Genomic DNA, 16,678 nt, shown 5'->3' with positions numbered 1-16,678 from the left:
CGCGGCGCGGGTCTCAACGCCAGCCGACGCGATCGAAGATGCGGATGGCCTCGGGGTTGTGTTCGCCCAGGGCGTTGATATTGAGTGCGTCTCGCTTGAAGTCGCCCCATGTCGCGAGCGTGCCGTCGACCCCGATGCCGTCGACGACGGGGAACTCGTGATTGCCGGCGGCGAACAGGCGCTGGGCCTCGTCGGAAGCGAGGAACTCCAGGAAGCGGATGGCGTTGTCCCGATTGGGCGCGTCCGCCACCACGCCGGCGCCGCCGACGTTGACATGGGCGCCGCGTCCGTCCTGGTTGGGTAGCAGGATTTCGACGCTCTCGGCGGCCTCACGGTCACTGGCGTCATCGGATTCGAGCAAGCGCACGTAATAGTAGTGATTGGCGACGGCGATATCGCATTCGCCGCTGGCCACGCCGCGAATCTGATCGGTATCGCCGCCCTCGGGATCGCGCGCCATGTTGTCGACGACGCCCTGGGCCCAGGCCTCGGCGTCGTCCATGCCGTGGTGGGCGATCATCGAGGCGAGCAGGGACTGGTTGTAGATGTTGTTCGACGAGCGAATGCAGATATCGCCCTCGAAACGCGGGTCGGCGAGATCTTCGTAGCGCTTCAGGTTCGCCGGATCGACATCGTCGGGATCGTAGAAGATCGCTCGCACGCGCTGGCTGAAGCCGAACCACTTGCCTTCCGGATGACGCATGGCGTCGGGTAGGCGCTCGTCTAGCACGTTGGAGTCGATGCTCTGGAAAACGTCTGCTTGTTCGGCGCGCCAGAGCCGTCCCGCGTCGACGGTCAGCATGATGTCCGCGGGGCTGGCGGCGCCCTCGCGGCGGATCCGTTCGATGAGCTGGTCCGAATCCCCTTCGAGTATGTTGACGTCGATGCCGGTTTTCTCGGTAAAGGCGTCGTAGAGCGTCTGGTCGGAATCGTAATGGCGTGCGGAGTAGATGTTGACCTCTTCGGCCAAGGCGTCCCCGGCGAAGATGGCGCCGGCGATCAGGGCAGTGGCCGGTAAGGCGAGTGGACGTTGCGGCATGCGATATCCCCTTGTGGTATGATTAGTAATGATAATAAGTCGTATTAACGAGTGTATTGAAGCCCAGTCGGCTGGTGGCGTCAATTCACTGTGTTTAATCACCGTTTAACGGCATGCGGTGGCCGGTGGCGTCAGCCCCATGGGTTGCCGATCGCCTCATCGCTTGCCGTCCCTGGGCCCTTGACCATGAATCAACCGTTCAATGCCTCCCGCACATGCACGGCCGCGTCGGTTTCTCCTCGTCTGGACGTGCGCCGGTTGCGCCATCGTTATGCCGAGCATGTCGCCGTGGAAGAGGTCAGTCTCGAGGTGATGCCGGGCGAAGTGGTGTGCCTGCTGGGGCCGTCGGGCTGCGGCAAGACAACGGTGTTGCGCCTCGTGGCCGGTCTCGAACGTTTGCAGCATGGCGAACTCTACCTGGGAGGCGAGGCGCTCAGTACGTCCGGTGGCCGTCATGTGCCTCCCGAGAAGCGCAGCGTCGGCCTGGCGTTTCAGGAAGCGGCGCTGTTTCCTCACCTCAGTGTGCTGGACAACGTCGCCTTCGGCCTGGATGGCCTGCCGGCGTCACAGCGGCGCGCCCGCGCCCGCCACTGGCTTGATCAGCTGGGCATGGCGGCCCGCGCCGAAAGCTATCCGCACCAGTTGTCGGGCGGACAGCAGCAGCGCGTGGCCCTGGCCCGCGCCCTGGCGCCCTCGCCGCAGCTGATGCTGCTGGACGAGCCGTTCTCCAGTCTCGATGCGCGCCTGCGCGAACAGATTCGCGACGATACCCTGCATGCGCTCAAGCAGGGAGAAGCCGGGACGCTGCTGGTGACGCACGACCCCGAGGAGGCGATGTTCATGGCGGATCGCATCGCCCTGATGCGCGAGGGGCGCGTGGTGCAGTGGGGGACGCCCTATCAGTTGTACTGCCAGCCGCAGGACCCTTTCGTGGTGACGTTTTTCGGTGCCGTCAACGAGTGGTCAGGCGACGTCCGCAACGCTGCCGTGGCGACACCGGCGGGTACGGTGGCGGCGCCGACGCTTGCCGAGGGCGCGCGGGCGCGCGTGATGATTCGCCCGGAGGCGATTCGTGTGACGCCGCTCGCTCACGCCGCCAGCGCGGTGGAGACGTCTGCGCCCCGGCAGGCCCGTGTGGTCATGGCCAAGCTCCTGGGGCGCAGCAGCCTGCTGCACCTGGCCGCAGCCGATGGCGGGGGTGGCGAGGTGCATCTGCACGCTCAGGTGCCCGGCGTTTTCCTGCCGGATGTCGGCACGTCGCTGGCCTTGGAACTGGATGCTTCACAGTGCTTCGTGTTTCCCGCCTGAGGCCCCGGGGCGCGCGTGGCGAATCGCTCGACTGAGCAGGATGACGGGAATGACGCCGACCAGGACGATGGCCAACGATGACGAGGCGGCCTCCGCCAGGCGCTCGTCGGCGGCCAGGTTGTGCGCGCGCACCGCCAGGGTGTCGAAATCGAAGGGGCGCAGGATCACCGTCGCGGGCAATTCCTTCATGACATCGACGAAGACCAGCAGCAGGGCCGCCCACAGGCTGCCTCTCATGAGTGGGGTATGAACGCGTCGGAGGGTGCCGCCGGCGGTCTGGCCCAGCGTGCGGGATGCCGCGTCCATGCCGGGGGTGACCTTGGCCAGGCTCGCTTCCACGGTATTGAACGATACCGCCAGAAAGCGCACGACATAGGCATATATCAAGACGAAGGCCGTCCCGCTCAGTATCAGGCCGATCTCAATGCCGAGCTGACCGTTCAACCAGGCATAGAGGTGGCGGTCGACCCAGGTGAGAGGGATCAGAATCCCCACGGCGACGACCGAGCCGGGTACGGCATAGCCCATGGCGGCGATGCGTGTGGCCGTCCGGGTGGTGCGGCCGGGATGCAGGCGCACGCCATAGCTGAGCACGAGCGCGAGACCCACGGCGACCAGTGCCGCGAGTGCCGCGAGCATGAGGCTGTTGCCGGCGTAGTCTAGGAAGCGGGCGCCTAGAACGTCATCGCCCGTATCCAGGGCGAGGTCGGCGAGAATGGCGCCGGGCAGCACGAAGCCGATGCCGATGGGCAAGGCACAGGCGAGGCAGGCGCCCCCGGCATGCCAGCCGCGGAGGGTGAACTCCGGCAATTGGCGATAGCGGCCGGTGGTGTGGAAGTATCGACGGCGGCCGCGCGAGAGGCGTTCCAGGGCGACCACGATGATCACGAAGGCCAGCAGGCAGGCGGCCAGTTGCGCGGCGGCGACGGGTTCGCCCATGCCGAACCAGGTGCGATAGATCCCCGTGGTGAAGGTGTCCACGCCGAAGTACTGCACCGCGCCGAACTCGTTGAGCGTTTCCATCAATACCAGAGAGACGCCGCCGATGATCGCCGGTCGCGCCAGTGGTACGGCGACCGTCGTGAACAGTCGCCAGGGACCACGCCCCAGCGTGCGCCCCACATCCAGCACGCAGGCCGACTGTTCGAGGAATGCCGCGCGGGTGAGCAGGTAGACGTAGGGGTAGAGCACCAGGGTGATCAGCAGCGTGGCGCCGCCCAGCGAGCGGATATTGGGAAAGACGTAGTCCCCGTGGTCCCAGCCGAAGAGCGCGCGCAGTTCGCTTTGCAGGGGGCCGGCGTACTGCAGGAAGTCGGTATAGGCGTAGGCGATGACGTAAGTGGGCACGGCCAGGGGCAACAGCAGCGCCCACTCGAAGACGCGGCGGCCCGGAAAGCGGCACATGGCGATCAGCCAGGCGGTGCCGGTTCCGATGACGGTCGTGCCGATGCCGACGCCCAGCGCCAGCCAGAGGGTGTTGGTGAGGTACCCGGTGAGCACGGTGTCCGCGAGATGCGCCCAGATCGCCCGCGAAGGGATCAGCACGTGCACGAGGACCGTGATGACCGGCAGGGCCACGCTCAGTGCAACGCCAAGCGTCACCAGGCTCCAGGGGTCGACATGCCGACGGTGTCGGGAACGGAAGAAGAAGGCCGGTCGGCTACCGAAGAGTGGCATGTCACGTTCCTTTGGCGGGCGGCGATGAGATGCGGGTGAGACGCGCTGGCAACTGCGAATGCTATCATCTTCGCCGTATAGCGACATCGCCCATCGGGCGCGGAGGCGTCGTTTCGTCGGTGTGTCCTCAAGCGTCGTGGGGGCAAATTAGTGTATCCTACTCGCCCCTGTAGACCGTCCGGTGAACGCGAGTTATGAAAATCAAGAAGCGACTTTATACGGCGCTGGCATTGGTCGTGTTGGTGCTGGCGGCCCTCGCTTGGGGGATACATTGGTGGCAGACCGGCCGCTTCTTCGAAGAGACCGATAACGCTTACGTGCATGCCGACAGTGTGGCGGTGCGCGCCGAGGTCAGCGGGCGTGTCGACGAGGTCGCAGTGTCCGACAACCAGCGCGTCGAGGCCGGCGATATTCTGGTGAAGCTCGACCCCAGCGATGCCAAGTCTCAACTTGCCCAAGCCCAGGCGGCGTTGGCCGTGGCCCAAGCCAACGCTGTCAGTGCCGATCGCCAAGTCGAGCAGCAACGTGCGTCGATCGACGAAGCCAAGGCCCAGGTGACGTCGGCGCAGGCGGATCTCGAGCAGGCACGCTTGCATCTCGAACGCTCGAAGCGCCTGGCCGAGAAGAACTATGCTTCTCAGCAAGAGTATCAGGACGACCAAGCGGCGGTTCAGGTTGCGGAAGCGACGCTCGCGGCGCGGCGTGCCACGTTGTCGTCGTCACGCAAGCAGCTCGACGTGCTCGAGGCCGAAAGCGACAGTGCCAAGGCCAACATCGAGTCCGCCCGGGCCGATGTCGATAACGCTCGCCACCAACTCGACAAGACGCGTCTGACGGCGCCGGTGGATGGCGTGATCGGCAACAAGACGGTCGAGGTCGGCACGCTGGCCCAGCCGTCGTTGACCTTGATGCAATTGGTGCCGATTCGCTCGGCCTACGTCATTGCCAATTACAAGGAAACCCAGACCGCACGCATGCGGCCGGGGCAGTCGGTGTCGTTGCACGTCGATGCCTATCCCGATACCGAGTTCGAGGGCGTCGTCGATAGCTTGGCGCCTGCCACGGGCTCGCGCTTCAGTCTGTTGCCACAAGATAACGCCACCGGCAACTTCAACAAGATCGTCCAGCGAGTGCCGGTGCGTATTCGCGTGACGGGGCCGGATGATGCCCTGGAGCGCTTGCGCGATGGCCTCTCGGTGGTGCCGTCGGTGGATACGCGCGACCTCGACCCCGAGGGCGACGACTAAATGGCCGAGGCGACCGCAACCGACTCGTCGGGCCCGCAGGAAGCCCCGTCACGACGCACCCAACTGGCCTTCGTGGCGGCGGTGTTCGGTATGTTCATGGCGATTCTGGATATCCAGATCGTCGCCAGTTCCCTCAACGAGATCCAGGCCGGCGTTTCGGCCAGCGCCGATGAAATCTCTTGGGTTCAGACCTCTTATCTGATCGCCGAGATCATCATGATTCCGCTGTCGGGCATGCTGACGCGGATTCTGTCCACCCGAGTCGCGCTCGTGACCTCGTGCCTGGGCTTCACGCTGGCGAGCCTCGGCTGCGCCATGGCGAATTCCATCGAATCGCTGATCGTGCTGCGCGCCATTCAAGGCTTCATGGGCGGGGCGATGATCCCTATCGCCTATGCCATTAGCTTCAGTGTCTTTCCGCGGCGCATGATGGGAACGGTGCAGGGTGTGATGGGCCTGGTGGCGACTCTGGCCCCGTCGATCGGGCCCACCGTGGGCGGTTACATCACCGAGTTCGCGAGCTGGCATTGGCTGTTTCTCGCCAATCTCGTGCCTGGCGTGCTGGTCTCGCTGGCGGTGTGGCGGTTGCTGGATATCGACCGTCCCGACCATCGGGCGCTGCGCCATCTCGATCTCATCGGCCTGGCGCTTTTGGCCCTGTTTCTAGGCACGCTGGAGTTTTCGCTGGAAGAAGGCCCTGGCGATGACTGGTTCGCCAGCCGTACGATCCTCATCGCCGCCATCGTCTGCGCGCTCACCTCGGTGGGGTTCTTCTGGCGCGCTCTACGCCACCGTCATCCCATCGTCGACTTGCGTGCCTTCGTCAATCTCAACTTCGCCGTGGGGGCGTGGCTAGGGTTCGTGGTGGGGATCGGCTTGTATGGCCTTGTGTATCTGCTGCCGCTGTTTCTGGGTAACGTGCGTGGCTATTCGGCCTTACAGATCGGCGAGGTCATGATCGTGACCGGGGTGGCGATGTTTTTGACCGCGCCGCTAGTGGGGCGTGCCTCGGACAAGGTCGACCTGCGTGCCTTGCTGTTGCTGGGTATGCTGTTGACCGGTATCGGTACGGTAATGAATGCCAACCTGACCGCCGAATCGGGCTTCGACACGTTCTTCTGGCCGCAGGTGGTGCGCGGCGTGGGATTGGTGATGTGCTTGATCCCGACCTCGCGCATTGCTTTCGGCACCTTGCCGCCGAGCGAGGTCGGCAATGCCAGCGGTCTGTTCAACGTGATGCGCAATCTTGGTGGGGCGGTGGGCCTGGCGCTGCTGGATACGATTCGCGACTGGCGGGAGGACTACCACTGGAATCAGTTGATCCCCGCCATCGATCAAGGCCGCGAGGTGGTCAACGCGACCCAGGCGCAGTATCAGCAGCTGCTGGCGTCGACCGGCGACCCACAGACGGCCTCGGTCGAGATGATGGCGCGGACCCTGCTCGAGCAGAGCATGGTCATGGCCTACAACGATATTTTCCTGTGGCTGGGCGCGCTATACCTGTTGGTGGCGCCGTTGATTCTGCTACTGAAAAAGCCCCAGCACGCTTGATTCATGGACCAACGGCCGGGGCAGTAGTCGTTCAGCAAAGCAGTCGTTCAGTAATGTGGAGGAATCTCGTCGCTAGGCGTCGGGGCGTCATCGTCGCTCATATGATCGACGCTTTGACGCAGGTTCCTCAGGCGTTCGCGTAGCATGTCATTGGTGCGTTCTAGCTGGACCACGCGGCGGTCCTGTGCGGCCAGGGCACGGTCGAGCGTGTCCAGCCAGTCTTCCTGATAGGCGAGCCGGGACTCCAGTGCGTCGAGGCGGTCGCGCGTGGTGTCCTCGGTCATGCTAGAATCCTTCGACGGCGTGTCACCGTTCATTTCTGGCACCTTATGCAATGCGTTCAAAAGCATTGTGTTCAAAAGTTGTGTTCATCACGTTGCGTAGTTACTGCGCAACTCATGTCGGCTCTTTACGCGCTCAGGCGCCAAGGAGCATTTCCATCGGACAACAAGAGATATCGAGGTCCATGAATCGTAAGATATTCCTACGTTGTAGTCTCATCAGTGTCCTGTTGGCCATTCCTTCTCCACTGTTGATCGCACTGTTCGTGACGCTGACCGGCAGCGTACTGGAGTTTTCCTTGCTGCTGGAGGCCGATGGCATCGCCATCGCCTATAGTGCCACGGCCTTGGCCGTGTTCGTGCTGCTGTTGCTGGGAACGCTGAGCACGCAAGCCCTGGCCCCGCAGTCGCGGCAGCTGGCGCATCTCGCCGAGTTGGAGAACGACGACCGCGAGATTGGCGAAGTGAAGTGGTTCAATGTCAACAAAGGGTACGGTTTCATCACCCGCGATAGCGGCGAGGACGTGTTCGTGCATTTTCGTGCCATCCGTGGCAAGGGACATCGCACGCTCGCGGAAGGTCAGAAGGTCCGCTACCACGTCATCGAGAACGAACGTGGCCTGCAGGCCGATGATGTGACCGTGATTTCCTGACCGCAGATCCTGCCACGCAGGCATGATAACGCCCCGTCCGGTTGCATCGGACGGGGCGTTTCACGTGGGGGACTACGTGCTGTCATTAGGCGGCGGGGCATCCACATCGGCCCGCGCCTCTGCCTCGACGAACACGCGTTTGACCATGCTTTCTTCGGCTTTGATCGCGCGGTCCAGATCGGCAATGGCACGCTCGATGCGTTCGGCGGGCAATCCCCGCTGAAAGCGGATGCTCAAGGTAACGAGGATGAAATCCGGCCCCATGTGCATGGTCAGTACTTCGTTGACCGCTTCCACGCCATCGGCTTGGCCGGCCAACTGGCGAATGGCCTCGACCACGTGACGGTTGGCGCTTTCGCCGATCAAAAGCCCCTTGGTCTCGGCGGCCAGCCAGATCGCCGTGCCGCCCAGGACAAAGCCGATGACTACCGAGGCGATACCGTCGAAAATCGGATTGCCGGTCGCTTGGCTCAACCATATGCCCACCAGGGCGACGATCAAGCCAAGTAGCGCGGCGGAATCCTCGAACACCACCACGAACATCGAAGGGTCCTTGCCACGCCGCACGGCCTGCACATAGCTCCACTTGCCCTTGGTCTTGCGGAATGCATTCAGTGCGAAGGCCCATGAGGCGCCTTCGAAAAGAATGCCCAGTCCCAGCACGATATAATTGACCAGGGGCGACGTCATCGGCTCGGGATGCAGAATGTGCTGGATCCCTTCGTAGATCGATACGCCCGCACCCACGGCGAAGATCAGGATGGCGACCACGAAGCTCCAGAAGTAGACCTCCTTGCCATGGCCGAAGGGGAACTGTTCGCTGGGCGGGCGGCTGGCACGTTTCATGCCGAGCAGCAAAAGCACCTGATTGCCGGTGTCGACCACCGAGTGAATGCCCTCGGAGAGCATTGCCGAACTACCGGTGAATGCGGCCGCCACGAACTTGGTGATCGCGATCAGCAGGTTACCGCCCATGGCGGCATAGATGACCGGTTTGGATTCCGCCATGAAAGAGCGTCCTTGTCGGGTATGTGCTGGGGCACGAAGCGGGCAACGTGCAGCGTCGTCTATTGTCCCGAGTCTGGCCAGTCGATAGCGCCTTCCTCGCCGTCCGCGCGGACGCGCCAGAAGCGGTCCGGCTCGTCGCCGGGCTGCCAACCACCCAACGAGCAACGTACCTCGCAGCCAAGTGCCCGCGCGGCATCACGTGCGCAGTCCACATCGCGCGGCCAGGGGGTATGCGGACTGTCGAACCACAGACTGGCGAAACCATCGGCGGCCTGGGTCACCAACAGGATTGGCACCTCGCTGTCGGCATGGCGTGCTCGTGCCTGCCATTGGGCCTTGCCGCGCTTGACCAGCGTGGGCGGTTCGTCGAAGTGCCCGGCGAGCCAGCGTTGCACGGTCTCGATGTCGGCGTCGGCCAGGTAGATCTCGATGTCGGGGTAGCGCTCCACGGCGGACCTCAGGTAAGCAAGCGTTGCATGATGGTCGTATAGAGACGGCTTAGCGTCTCCAGGTCGGCGGCGCGTATGCGTTCGTCGACCTTGTGTATCGTGGCGTTGGTCGGGCCCAGCTCGATGACTTGCGCGCCCAGCGTGGCGACGAATCGGCCATCCGAGGTGCCACCGCCGGTCGACAGCTGCGGCCGATAGCCGAGCATGTCTTCCACGCTGGCCACGGTGGCATCGACCAGGGCGCCCCCGGTGGTGAGGAAGGGGTCACCGTTGAGCGTCCAGTCGAGCGTGTAGTCGAGCGCAAAATCATCCAGGATCTCGGCGGTGCGCGTCTTCAACGCCTCGGCGGTGACCTCCGTGGAGAAGCGGAAATTGAAGACCACTTCCAGTTGACCGGGAATCACGTTGGTCGCCCCTGTACCGGCCTGGAGGTTGGATATCTGGAAGCTGGTCGCGGGGAAGAAGTCGTTGCCGGTATCCCAATGCTCGGCGGCCAGCGCGGCTAATGCCGGGATCGCCTCGTGCACGGGATTGCGTGCCAGATGCGGGTAGGCGACATGGCCCTGGACGCCCTTGACGCGCAGCACGCCACCCAGCGAACCGCGGCGCCCATTCTTTAAGGTATCGCCCACGCGTTCGCTGGACGAGGGTTCGCCGACGATGCAGTAATCCGGGGCGATGCCGCGTTCACGCAAGTGCTCGACCACCGCTCGGGTCCCGTGAACGGCGGGGCCTTCCTCGTCGGCGGTGATCAGAAAGCCGATGCGACCGGGGTGCGCCGGGTGCGCGGCAAGGAAGGCTTCCACGGCGGTGATCATCGCCGCCAGGCTGCCTTTCATGTCCGCCGCGCCACGTCCGCAAAGCATGCCTGTGGCGTCGATGCACGGCTCGAAGGGCGGATATTCCCAGTCGCTTTCGGGGCCGGTGGGTACTACATCGGTATGCCCGGCGAACATCAGCATGGGGCCGCTATCGCCGCGGGTGGCCCAGAAGTTGTCGACCTCGCCGATACGCAAGCGTTCGACATGAAATCCCAGCTGCTCCAGACGCGCGATCATCAGCGCCTGGCAACCGGCGTCGTCCGGGGTCACCGAACGACGACGCAGCAACTCGAAGGCCAGCGCCAGGGTCGGCGAAGCTGGCGTGGTGCGATCAGTTGTGGGCATGCAGTGCCTCGTTGAGCGCCACGGCACTCTTGTTGGTCAGGCACTCGATGCGGCCGTTTTGCGAGTTGCGACGCAGCAGCAGATCGCTCTGGTTGGCCAGATCTCGACCGCTGACGGTCTGCACCAGCTCGCCCTGATCGTCGAGCACGGCGATCTTGGCACCGGCAGTGACGTAAAGACCGGCCTCCACCGTGCAGCGGTCGCCCAGCGGGATGCCGATGCCGGCGTTGGCGCCGATCAGGCAACCCTCACCGATGGAGATGATGATGTTGCCGCCGCCCGAGAGGGTGCCCATGGTCGAGCAGCCACCGCCGAGATCCGAATCCTTGCCGATCACCACACCGGCGGAAATACGTCCCTCGACCATGCCCGGGCCTTCGGTGCCGGCATTGAAGTTGCAGAAGCCTTCATGCATGACCGTAGTGCCCTCGCCGAGGTAAGCGCCCAGGCGCACGCGAGCGGTGTCACCGATGCGCACGCCTTTGGGCACTACGTAATCGGCCATCTTGGGGAACTTGTCGACGCAGTCGACCGTGAGCGGGCGGCCTTCGAGGCGCGCCTTGAGGCGCCGTGCGCCAATTTCGTCGACATCGATGGGACCCTCGTTGGTCCAGGCGATGTTCTTGAGCAGGCCGAACATGCCGTCGAGCTTGATGCCGTGAGGCTTGACCAGCCGATGCGAGAGTAGGTGCAGCTTGAGGTAGACCTCGGGCACGCTGGCCGGCGCATTATCTTCGTCGAGGAAGACGGCGACGAGCGGCCGCTGGCCAGCGGCGAAGGCGTCGGCCAATTCGGCTTGTTCGGTACCGCCGGCCTGATGCAGTGCCTCGGCGAGCGCCTGGCAGTGCTCGGGCAAGAAGCTGACCACGGCGTTGCCTGCCGGCGCGTTCAGCGCCTTGCGCGCCGCTGCGACCATGGCGTCATCGGGGTTGAGCAGCGGCGTCGGGTAGTAGACGTCCAACCACTCACCTTGGGTGTTCTGGTGGCCGATTCCGAGAGCGAAGCTCAGCATGGGAAGTCCTCGAAGGTTTGATGAAAAAGGTCAGTGATACGTGTAATGCCGGTAGGCGTTAGGCCGCCTGAAGAGCGCGATAGGCGTCGGCCTTGAAGCCCACCAGGAAATGATCCGGCGTTTCCAGCACGGGGCGCTTGAGCAGCGTCGGATGCGCCAGCAACAACGCGCGGGCCCGATCGGCGTCAAGATCGCGCTTGTCAGCGTCGTCCAATCCGCGCCAGGTGGTGCTGCGCGTGTTGAGGAGCGTGCTCCAGTCGCTGCGGGCCAGGAAAGCATCGAGGCGCGCGGCGTCGAGGCCGTCCTCGCGCAGGTCATGATAACGATACGCGATGCCCAGGTCGTCGAGTGTGCGGCGTGCCTTGCGGCAGGTGTCGCAGGTCTTGATGCCGTAGAGCGTAACCATGACGGCCTCCTCATGAGTGGTTGTAGTGTGGCGCGATGGATCAGGCGCGGCGCTCGATGAAGCGTCGGATGCGCTGTGCCGCTTCGATGGTGGCGTCGAGCTCGGCGACCAGCGCCAGGCGCACGCGCCCCGCACCGGGGTTGCTGTGGGCACCGTCACGCGACATGTAGCGCCCAGGCAGCACGGTGACGTGTTCCTCGGCAAACAGGTCGCGGGCGAAGGCTTCATCGTTGCCGCCGGGCACCGCCGGCCACAGATAGAAGCTAGCGCGCGGCGTGGGGAAATCCATCACCGGTGCCAGAATCTTTCCCACCGCGCTGAATTTTTCGCGATAGGCATCGCGGTTGGCCTGCACGTGCGCTTCGTCCTCCCAGGCGACGATCGAGGCATGCTGGGTGGTCAGCGGCATCGCGCAGCCGTGATAGGTGCGATAGCGCTTGAAGGGGTCGATCAACTCGGCATCGCCAGCCACGAAGCCCGAACGCAACCCAGGCAGGTTGGAGCGCTTGGACAGCGAATGAAACACCAGACAGCGGCGGTAGTCGTCGCGTCCCAGCGAGCGGCAGGCCTCGAGCAGCCCCGGCGGCGGTGCACTTTCGTCGAGATAGAGCTCGGAATAGCATTCGTCGGAGGCGATGAGGAAGTCGTGTTCGTCGGCCAGGGCGATCAGTTTTTGATACTCGGCCAGCGGCGTGACGGCACCGGTGGGGTTGCCCGGTGAACAGACGAAGACCAATTGCACGTCGCGCCAGGTAGCGGCGGGTACGACGTCGAGATCGGGCAGGCAGCCGTTTTCTGGGGCGCAATCGAGATACAGCGGCGCGCCGCCGGCCAATAAGGTCGCGCCTTCGTAGATCTGATAAAACGGGTTGGGCATCGCCACCTTGGCGGGGCGCGTGCGATCCAGTGTGGCTTGGACGAAGGCGAAGATCGCCTCGCGGGTGCCGGTGACCGGCAGCACGTGGCGCTCGGGGTCGAGCGAGCCGGGTGTCAGCGCGTAACGTTGCGTCGCCCACCGGGCGATGGCGTCGCGCAATTCGGGCAGCCCCGCCGTGGCCGGATAGCGCGCGACCTCGCCCTCAAAGCGACGCAGTGCCTCGAGCACGGCCGCCGGCGGCGCATGACGCGGCTCGCCGATGGACAGCGCGATGGGCGATAGCGCGGGCGGCGTTACCTCGGCCTTGAGGGCGGCAAGCTTCTCGAAGGGATACGGCTTGAGGGCGTCGAGATCGGGATTCATCGGTAATCCAGCAGCGAGTCCGGCGTCGCGGACATGGCGTTATTATGAAGGCGCGCGGCGCCATCGGGAGGGCCCGATTATAGGCAAGCCGGCCAAGGGCCTCAAATGAGGCTGGTTCAGACGTCGAGCGTCTCGCACAGACTTTCGCGTAGCTGCGACTGGCGCTCGGGGTCGGTGAGTGGCTCGCCAGTTTTATCGGTGATGAAGAATACGTCCTCGACGCGTTCGCCCAGGGTGGCGATCTTGGCTGCCGAGAGGGCGATGTTCTGCTCCATGAAGATACGTCCCACGCGGGCCAGCAGGCCAGGGCGGTCGGGGGCAATGAGCTCGACGATGGTACGGGCGTTGGCTTCGTCTTGTTCGATCGTTACCCGGGTGGGTACCTTGAAGTGCTTGAGCTGGCGCGAGGTGTGGCGTGTGACGATACGCGGATAGTCGGCCGGGTCGTCGAGCTCTTCCACCAGATGGTGGCGGATTTCCTCGAGGCGCTGCGGGTCGCGAATCGGTTCGCCTTCGTCGTCGAGCACGATGAAGGTGTTGAGCGTCCAGTCATTGCTTGACGTGGCGATGCGCGCGTCATGGATCGACAGTCCTAGCTGCTCCATGGCGGCGGCGGTGGCAGCGAACAGGTCGTTGACCGAGCGGGTATGGATGAACACCTTGGTGCCGCCCTCGGCCATGTCCTCGGTGGGCGCGTTGGCGAGGATCAGCGGCAGCTCCGAGGGCTGGTGCTCGAGGATTCCTTGAGTCTGCCAGATGATCTCGCTGGGCGCGTACTGCAGGAAATAATCGTCGCCGAAAGACGCCCACAAGGCGTCTGCGCTGGCGGTATCGATGCCCACCGTGCCGAGCAGGCCACGGGCTTCTTCGCGTGACTCACGGGCCCATTCGTCGCGGTCGATGGCATGGTCGAGGCCACGCCGTAGGGCGCGCTTGGTTTCGGTATGCAACTGACGCAGCAAGGCGGCGCGCCAGCCGTTCCACAACGAAGGATTGGTGGCGGTGATGTCGGCCACGGTGAGCACGTATAGGTAATCGAGGTGGACCTCGTCACGCATCGCCAACGCGAATTCATGAATGACGTCGGGGTCGGAAATATCGCGTTTCTGGGCGGTCTTGGACATCAGCAGGTGATGTTCGACCAGCCAAGCTACGAGGCGCGTATCGCGCGCCGAGAGGCCATGACGCTCACAGAAGGCGGTGGCATCGATGGCCCCGAGTTGGGAATGATCGCCACCGCGCCCCTTGCCGATATCGTGATAGAGCCCGGCGATCCATAGCAGTTCGAGCTTGGGTAATTGATGCACCAGGGTCGCGGCGACGGGGAAGTCCTCGTGACCTTCGGGTTCGCGGAAGCGTTGCACGAACTTCAGCAGGCGCAATGTGTGGGCGTCGACGGTATAGAGGTGGAACAGGTCGTGCTGCATCAGTCCCACGGCCTGACCGAACTCGGGCAGGTACTTGCCGAGGATGCCGTAACGGTTCATGCGCCGCAGTTGGCGCGGAATGTTGCCTCCGCTACGCAGCAGTTCCATGAATAGGCTCTGGTGGCGCAGGTCGTCGCGAAAGCTCTCGTCAATCAAGTGGCGATGATCGCGGATCAGACGAATGGTCTCGGCACGTACACCCTCGATCTCGGGATGCTGAGCCATCAACAAGAAGAGCTCGAGCAAGGCGCCGGGGCGGTGGCGAAATACGTTGGCGTGTCGCACCTGGATATAGCCGCCGCGAATCTCGAAGCGCGCGTTGAGGGGGGTGATATCCGGCGTCTCGTGGGCGCGCAGGATGACCTCGTCGAAATGCTGAAGCAGCATGTCATTGAGTCCCGCCAGTGCGGTGACATGGCGGTAGTAGCGCTTCATGAATTGTTCGACGGCGAGACGCTCTGGCGTGTTTCGATAGCCGAACAGCTCGGCGATGGCGCGCTGATGGTCGAACAACAGGCGGTCTTCGGCCCGGCCGTTGAGCATGTGCAGCGCATAGCGCACCTGCCACAAGAAGGACTGGCCCTGGCTGAGAATGCGCAACTCGGCGTCGTTCATGAAGCCCTGGGCGACGACGTCCTCGTAGCGCAACTCACCGAAGTGGCGCTTGGCCACCCAGCCGATCATCTGGATGTCGCGTAGCCCACCTGGCGAGCTCTTGATGTTGGGCTCGAGGTGGTACTCGGAGTTGTTGTAGCGGTAGTGTCGGGCGATCTGCTCCTGCCACTTGGCCTCGAAGAAAGCATCGCTTGGCCACATCGCTTCGTTGGAGAGGCGCCCGCGCATCGTTTCGCGTAGGTGCTCGGGGCCGGCGAGCGTGCGTGATTCCAGTAGGTTGGTGATGACCGTGAGGTCCGCACGCGCCTCGCGCTCGCAATCGGCCAGTGAGCGCACGCTATGGCCGATTTCCAGGCCGATGTCCCACAAGAAGGTGATGAAACCGGTCAACCCCTCGCGGTAGGGGGTATCGTCATCGTGTTCGAGCAGCAGCAACAAGTCGATGTCGGAATGCGGGTGCAGCTCGCCGCGACCATAACCGCCGACGGCAAGCAGGGCGATGCCATCGTCGGGCCAGTCATAGCGCTCCCAGGCGATGCCCAGCAGCTGGTCCAGGCACCAGGCACGGCCATGGACCAGGTCGCGAATGTCGCTGCCGGCATGAAAGCGTGCGTCCAGGCGCGCTTGCAACTCGCGTAGCGCGTCCTTGAACACGACGATCGGCGTGCGACTGGCGGCTAGCGCTTCGCGGAAGGCGGACGCATCGAACAGCGTCTCGTCGGGCACGAAGCGATAGTGATGAAGCAGCATTCGCGTGGCACTCCTGTTCGCGCGTTACGTCGGGTGACCGGTTGAACGGTGGCACTTACGCCTCGAGGAAGCTGAGGTCCTCGTCACTGCGCGCGGTGAGTACCTCGACGCCGGTCGCGGTGACCAGCAGCGTGTGTTCCCACTGGGCCGATAGGCTTTTGTCCTTGGTCACTGCCGTCCAGCCGTCGCGCAGTACCTTGGTGCGATAGTCGCCGACGTTGATCATGGGCTCGATGGTAAAGCACATGCCTTCGGCCAGCGCGATATCGGCATTGGGTTCGTAACCGTCGTAATGCAAGAACTGCGGGTCTTCGTGGAAGCCGGCGCCGATGCCGTGGCCGCAGAAATCGCGCACCACCGAATAGCCGTTGCTTTCGGCATGCTGCTGGATCGTGCGCGCCAGTTCGGAGAGATGTACGCCAGGGCGCACCTGGGCGATGCTCTTGTACAGGCATTCTTGGGTAATGCGGGCCAGGCGGCCGCCCTGGATGCTGTCGCCGACCACGAACATCATGCTGGAATCGCCGTGATAGCCATCGGCGGTCTTGACCGTGATGTCCAGATTCATGATATCGCCCTTTTTGAGCTTCTTGGCGAAATCCGGCATGCCATGGCAGACGACATGATTGATCGAGGTGCAGGTGGCGTAAGGAAAGCCATGATAGTTGAGCGGCGCGGGCGTGGAGCCCAGCTCGTCCACGATGTATTCGTGGCACAGCCGGTCGATCTCGCCGGTGGTCACGCCGGCCACCACGTGGGGCGTGATCATTTCCAGTACCGAAGCGGCCTGGCGGCCGGCTTCGCGCATTTTTTCGATTTCGTCGGCGGTTTTGATAGGAATGTTCATGC

15 protein-coding genes are annotated in these 16,678 nt (G+C 63.8%); 4 read left to right on the top strand and 11 right to left on the bottom strand.

The features are described from left to right. Positions 1-13 precede the first annotated feature (13 nt). The gene (locus tag LUN51_RS08250; protein ID WP_277810878.1) at positions 14-1,039 is read right to left on the bottom strand and encodes a Fe(3+) ABC transporter substrate-binding protein; all 1,026 of its coding nucleotides are present in this window, start codon (positions 1,037-1,039) and stop codon (positions 14-16) included. Positions 1,040-1,225: 186 nt separating this feature from the next. On the opposite strand from LUN51_RS08250, the gene LUN51_RS08245 reads away from it, so the two are divergent. Beyond that, a complete protein-coding gene (locus LUN51_RS08245) occupies positions 1,226-2,347 on the top strand; it encodes an ABC transporter ATP-binding protein (RefSeq protein WP_277810877.1) in 1,122 nt (373 codons plus the stop codon). Here LUN51_RS08245 and LUN51_RS08240 read toward each other — a convergent pair. Continuing rightward, the gene (locus tag LUN51_RS08240; RefSeq protein WP_277810876.1) at positions 2,321-4,024 is read right to left on the bottom strand and encodes an ABC transporter permease; all 1,704 of its coding nucleotides are present in this window, start codon (positions 4,022-4,024) and stop codon (positions 2,321-2,323) included. The two genes, LUN51_RS08245 and LUN51_RS08240, sit on opposite strands and share 27 nt — an antisense overlap. A 194-nt stretch (positions 4,025-4,218) precedes the next feature. Between LUN51_RS08240 and LUN51_RS08235 the strand changes: the two genes are divergently transcribed. Next, complete coding sequence (locus tag LUN51_RS08235; RefSeq protein ID WP_246893986.1) at positions 4,219-5,271, top strand: HlyD family secretion protein; 1,053 nt, start codon at positions 4,219-4,221, stop codon at positions 5,269-5,271. Next, a complete protein-coding gene (locus LUN51_RS08230) occupies positions 5,272-6,822 on the top strand; it encodes a DHA2 family efflux MFS transporter permease subunit (RefSeq protein WP_075367969.1) in 1,551 nt (516 codons plus the stop codon). 47 nt (positions 6,823-6,869) lie between these two features. Here the strand turns inward: LUN51_RS08230 and LUN51_RS08225 are convergent, their stop codons facing one another. Further along, on the bottom strand, positions 6,870-7,106 hold the full coding sequence (locus LUN51_RS08225) for a SlyX family protein (RefSeq protein WP_277810875.1): 237 nt from the start codon (positions 7,104-7,106) through the stop codon (positions 6,870-6,872). A gap of 182 nt (positions 7,107-7,288) precedes the next feature. Here LUN51_RS08225 and LUN51_RS08220 point away from each other — a divergent pair, with 182 nt between their 5' ends. Then, on the top strand, positions 7,289-7,756 hold the full coding sequence (locus LUN51_RS08220) for a cold-shock protein (protein WP_040239538.1): 468 nt from the start codon (positions 7,289-7,291) through the stop codon (positions 7,754-7,756). A gap of 72 nt (positions 7,757-7,828) precedes the next feature. Here the strand turns inward: LUN51_RS08220 and LUN51_RS08215 are convergent, their stop codons facing one another. The 8 genes from LUN51_RS08215 to map form a co-directional block, all read right to left on the bottom strand. Continuing rightward, positions 7,829-8,764 carry a cation diffusion facilitator family transporter gene (locus LUN51_RS08215; protein ID WP_075367966.1) on the bottom strand — a complete coding sequence of 312 codons (936 nt, stop codon included), beginning with the start codon at positions 8,762-8,764 and terminating at the stop codon, positions 7,829-7,831. A gap of 59 nt (positions 8,765-8,823) precedes the next feature. After that, entirely contained in the window at positions 8,824-9,213 is a 390-nt protein-coding gene (locus LUN51_RS08210) for a hypothetical protein (protein WP_075367965.1), read from the bottom strand. An 8-nt stretch (positions 9,214-9,221) separates the two neighbouring features. Then, positions 9,222-10,379, bottom strand: coding sequence for a succinyl-diaminopimelate desuccinylase (dapE, locus tag LUN51_RS08205; protein ID WP_277810874.1), 1,158 nt, complete (start codon positions 10,377-10,379; stop codon positions 9,222-9,224). Continuing rightward, a complete protein-coding gene (dapD, locus tag LUN51_RS08200; protein WP_277810873.1) occupies positions 10,366-11,391 on the bottom strand; it encodes a 2,3,4,5-tetrahydropyridine-2,6-dicarboxylate N-succinyltransferase in 1,026 nt (341 codons plus the stop codon). The genes dapE and dapD overlap by 14 nt, the downstream gene beginning before the upstream one ends. A 58-nt stretch (positions 11,392-11,449) precedes the next feature. After that, positions 11,450-11,797 (bottom strand): ArsC family reductase, encoded by a 348-nt coding sequence (locus LUN51_RS08195; protein WP_277810872.1) that lies wholly within the window; start codon positions 11,795-11,797, stop codon positions 11,450-11,452. 40 nt (positions 11,798-11,837) lie between these two features. Continuing rightward, the gene (gene dapC, locus LUN51_RS08190; protein ID WP_277810871.1) at positions 11,838-13,037 is read right to left on the bottom strand and encodes a succinyldiaminopimelate transaminase; all 1,200 of its coding nucleotides are present in this window, start codon (positions 13,035-13,037) and stop codon (positions 11,838-11,840) included. Positions 13,038-13,153: 116 nt separating this feature from the next. Beyond that, positions 13,154-15,829: a [protein-PII] uridylyltransferase gene (locus tag LUN51_RS08185; RefSeq protein WP_246941120.1), complete on the bottom strand. Its 2,676-nt coding sequence runs from the start codon at positions 15,827-15,829 to the stop codon at positions 13,154-13,156. Between the two features lie 55 nt (positions 15,830-15,884). Further along, complete coding sequence (gene map, locus LUN51_RS08180; protein ID WP_246941123.1) at positions 15,885-16,676, bottom strand: type I methionyl aminopeptidase; 792 nt, start codon at positions 16,674-16,676, stop codon at positions 15,885-15,887. Positions 16,677-16,678 lie beyond the last annotated feature (2 nt).

Source organism: Chromohalobacter canadensis (genome assembly GCF_029544075.1).
Classification (GTDB): Bacteria; Pseudomonadota; Gammaproteobacteria; order Pseudomonadales; family Halomonadaceae; genus Chromohalobacter; species Chromohalobacter canadensis_A.
The sequence above is the reverse complement of the archived record's forward strand: the minus strand, read 5'-3'. Positions and strand labels throughout refer to the sequence as shown.

Bases quoted from the DNA above. Each gene is read 5' to 3' on its own strand.
- LUN51_RS08235 (WP_246893986.1), top strand. From the start codon at position 4,219: ATGAAAATCAAGAAGCGACTTTATACGGCGCTGGCATTGGTCGTGTTG.
- map (WP_246941123.1), bottom strand. From the start codon at position 16,676: ATGAACATTCCTATCAAAACCGCCGACGAAATCGAAAAAATGCGCGAA.
- LUN51_RS08230 (WP_075367969.1), top strand. From the start codon at position 5,272: ATGGCCGAGGCGACCGCAACCGACTCGTCGGGCCCGCAGGAAGCCCCG.
- LUN51_RS08185 (WP_246941120.1), bottom strand. From the start codon at position 15,829: ATGCTGCTTCATCACTATCGCTTCGTGCCCGACGAGACGCTGTTCGAT.
- LUN51_RS08245 (WP_277810877.1), top strand. From the start codon at position 1,226: ATGAATCAACCGTTCAATGCCTCCCGCACATGCACGGCCGCGTCGGTT.
- dapD (WP_277810873.1), bottom strand. From the start codon at position 11,391: ATGCTGAGCTTCGCTCTCGGAATCGGCCACCAGAACACCCAAGGTGAG.
- LUN51_RS08220 (WP_040239538.1), top strand. From the start codon at position 7,289: ATGAATCGTAAGATATTCCTACGTTGTAGTCTCATCAGTGTCCTGTTG.
- LUN51_RS08250 (WP_277810878.1), bottom strand. From the start codon at position 1,039: ATGCCGCAACGTCCACTCGCCTTACCGGCCACTGCCCTGATCGCCGGC.
- LUN51_RS08215 (WP_075367966.1), bottom strand. From the start codon at position 8,764: ATGGCGGAATCCAAACCGGTCATCTATGCCGCCATGGGCGGTAACCTG.
- LUN51_RS08240 (WP_277810876.1), bottom strand. From the start codon at position 4,024: ATGCCACTCTTCGGTAGCCGACCGGCCTTCTTCTTCCGTTCCCGACAC.
- dapC (WP_277810871.1), bottom strand. From the start codon at position 13,037: ATGAATCCCGATCTCGACGCCCTCAAGCCGTATCCCTTCGAGAAGCTT.
- dapE (WP_277810874.1), bottom strand. From the start codon at position 10,379: ATGCCCACAACTGATCGCACCACGCCAGCTTCGCCGACCCTGGCGCTG.
- LUN51_RS08225 (WP_277810875.1), bottom strand. From the start codon at position 7,106: ATGACCGAGGACACCACGCGCGACCGCCTCGACGCACTGGAGTCCCGG.
- LUN51_RS08195 (WP_277810872.1), bottom strand. From the start codon at position 11,797: ATGGTTACGCTCTACGGCATCAAGACCTGCGACACCTGCCGCAAGGCA.